Below are 3,256 nucleotides of genomic sequence, written 5' to 3'. Positions count from 1 at the left end.
GTCACCGACGCCCGGCACCGTGCGGAGGCCAAGGCGGCGCTGATCACCCTGGTCGAACACGCCCTCATGGCCCGGCTGGGCTGAATCCCCCGCTGAACCGCCGCGCCACACTGTGGCGTTGGACACGTCCTCTCCCCAAGTCGATCACGCTTCCGCACACTTTCCGCGCATTCGCCGCACCGGGAGCGACCGGTCGACTGCGCGCCGTGCCCGGGATTCGTACCCCTATGTCGGTTCTTGCCGTGCCGTGACCTGAATGTCCCACCCGCCGGGGATCAGGATCCACCGTGCCAAGGGGATTGGAAAGTGCCCCCCCAACGTGCTGGAATCCACAGCAACTCCGCAGTCGTGGCGGGCGGCCATCCCGACGGTGTGCCGATGCCGAGAGGTGAGAGGCCAGTGAGGCGCAGCAGAGCGACGCCCCCGTTTCCGAATCCGCCGGGTGACCCGGGCACCGCCGGGCGCGGCAACTTCACCCCGCCGCCGGCCGCCGGCGGAACGACCGGCGGCGATGCCCCCGGTCAGGACCCGGCTCAGGACCACGGCCGGCCCCCCGGCGCGGACGGCAGCCGCTTCGCCCCCCGCAACTGGCGGGTCGCCACCCGGCTGAACGCCATCCTGCTCATCCCCGCCCTGCTCGCCCTGCTCTTCGGCGGCCTGCGGGTCTACGACGCCTACGACACCTGGCAGGAGGCGGATGCCGCCGAGCGCACCGCCGAACTCGTACGCGCCGCCGGGGCCTACGCCCACGCCGTCATCGACGAGCGCGACGCGTCCGCCCGCCCGCTGCTGGAGGGCCGCCCCGAGGACCCGGTCATCGAGCGCGCCCGCCGGCTCACCGACGAGGCCGCCGCCGAGTTCTGGGCCCGCGTCCAGGACGCCCCGCACACCGAGAGCCTCCAGCGCCGGCTGGCTCTCGTCCAGGACACCGAGCCGGGTCTCGCGGCGCTGCGCTCGGCGGCGTTCACCGACGACCTGCCCGGGGTGGCGACCGAGGAGGGGTACATCGCGGTACAGCACCCCCTGATGTCCTTCGCCAACGAACTGGGCCTGGGCACCGGGAACATCACCTCCTACGGCCGCACCGTCTACGCCATCTCGCTCGCCAAGTCGGCCAGCTCGCTGCAACGCTCCATCGGCACCCATCTGCTGGTCGCCCCCGGCCCGGGCGCCGCGCAGACCCAGCGCCAGCTGACCGCCTTCAGCAGCTACGCCTACCTGGAGAACATCGCCCGCAACGAGTACAACGCCGCCGGCACCGAAGCGGACGCCACCCGGCTGGCCGAGGTCATGCTCCAGGCCGGCACCGAACCCGGCTCCGAGCTGGCGGACATGGTCGGCCTGATCGCCGGCGGCGCGACGGAGTCCGAGCTCGCCGCGGCGCGGCTGACCCCGCAGACCTGGTACGCCGCCGCCACCGAGCGGTTCGGCGCGTACCACACCATCGAGCGCGAGCTGGTGGACGCGGCGGTCGGCGAGGCCCGCGACATCGCTGCCACCGCCCGCCGCGACATGATCATCAGCGCCGGCGTCGTGGTGGCCGCGCTGCTGCTCGCCTTCGTCATCGCCATGCTGATGGCCCGCTCCATGAGCCGTTCCATGACCCAGCTGCGCTCCGCCGCCCTGGACGTCGCCGAGGAGCGGCTGCCGGCCCTGGTCGAGCAGCTGTCGCGCACCCAGCCCGGCTCCGTGGACACCCGCGTCGAGCCGCTGCCGATCAACAGCCGGGACGAGATCGGCGAGGTGTCGCGGGCGTTCGACCACGTGCATCGGGAGGCGGTGCGGCTGGCGGCCGAGCAGGCCCTGCTGCGCGGCAATGTGAACGCCATCTTCACCAATCTCTCCACCCGCAACCAGGGCCTCATCGAGCGCCAGCTCGGCCTGATCGGCGAGCTGGAGTCCCGCGAGGCCGACCCGGAGCAGCTGGAGCACCTGTTCAAGCTGGACCACCTGGCCACCCGGATGCGCCGCAACGGTGAGAACCTGCTGGTCCTGGCGGGGGAGGAGCCGGGCCGCCGGCTGACCGAGCCGGTGCCGCTGGTCGATGTGCTGCGCGCCGCCGCCTCCGAGGTCGAGTCGTACGCCCGGATCGACATGTCCGGCGTCCCCGCCAACGACATCCACGGCACGGTCGTCACCGACCTGGTGCATCTGCTGGCCGAGCTGCTGGAGAACGCCATCACCTTCTCCTCGCCGCAGACCAAGGTGCGGGTGACCGCGACCCGATTGCCAGACGGTCGTATCATGATCGAAATCCATGACAAGGGTATCGGTCTGACCCCGGAGGACTTCGCGGAGATCAACAAGCGACTGGCCGATCCGCCCTCCGTGGACGCGTCGGTCTCCCAGCGCATGGGCCTGTACGTCGTCGGCCGACTGGCCGAGCGGCACGGCATCCGGGTACAGCTACGTCCTTCGGGGGAACGCTCGGGCACCACGTCCCTGGTGATGCTGCCCGAGGCGATCACCCGGGGCGGGGCCGGCGAACCACAGTCGCCGGCCGAGGAATTCACCGTTTCCCGGATCGTTACACCACCACAGGATTCCCACATCACCGAGGCGCAGCGGCAGGCCGGCCTGCGGACCGCCGCCGAGCTGGGCTTCGACGACTCGCGGTACACGACGCCCGCCGTCGCGCCCGCACCGCCGCCACCCGCCTACCCCCAGCTGCCCCAAACCGGTACACAGCCCCCGCACGACCCCGGGTACGACGCGGCGTACGACACCCCGCAGACGTCCCCTGTCGAACCGGCGTACGATCAACTCTCGGCGCAGGGGCAGCAGTTCACGGGCTATCCGGCGCCCACAGAATCTCCGCAGGATGGTCCCGCGGGCCCCGGTCAGCGCGTAGGCTTCACTGCACCGGACCCGGGTACGGCGGAATTCCGTGGTACGACCGGGGCGGGTCTGCCCCGTCGCACACCGTCGGGACCGCAGCGGCACGACCACGCCGAGGCGGCACCTGAACAGACACCGGCACCCGGGGAGGCGCAGTGGGACCGTGGACCACGCCGCGAGGCGCGGCCCTCCGGCACCACCTCCGCCGGACTCCCCAAGCGGGTGCCCCGGGCGAATCTGACCGAGCACCCGCCGGCGGAGCCGGCGGCGGCGGACGGGCCGCAGGTGTCCCGTAATCCGGAGGATGTCCGCGGCAGACTCAGCAACCTGCACCGCGGGGTACGACAGGGCCGGGGCGGCATGGACCGCACCGGCCGGAACGAACCGCAGGGCCCCGGCCCTGGTAACACATACGATC

At 72.1% G+C, this 3,256-nt stretch carries 1 protein-coding gene and 1 pseudogene; both read left to right on the top strand.

Annotated elements, in window-relative coordinates; all coding sequences use genetic code 11:
- Positions 1 to 84 (top strand): annotated as a pseudogene (locus tag AC5WRL_RS27975) (ATP-binding protein); the annotation flags it as partial.
- 315 nt (positions 85 to 399) lie between these two features.
- On the top strand, positions 400 to 3,256 hold a 2,857-nt coding region (locus tag AC5WRL_RS27970; protein ID WP_496091479.1), incomplete at its 3' end, for a nitrate- and nitrite sensing domain-containing protein.

It is taken from the genome of Streptomyces sp. NTD107 (genome assembly GCF_059510435.1).
The sequence above is the reverse complement of the archived record's forward strand: the minus strand, read 5'-3'. Positions and strand labels throughout refer to the sequence as shown.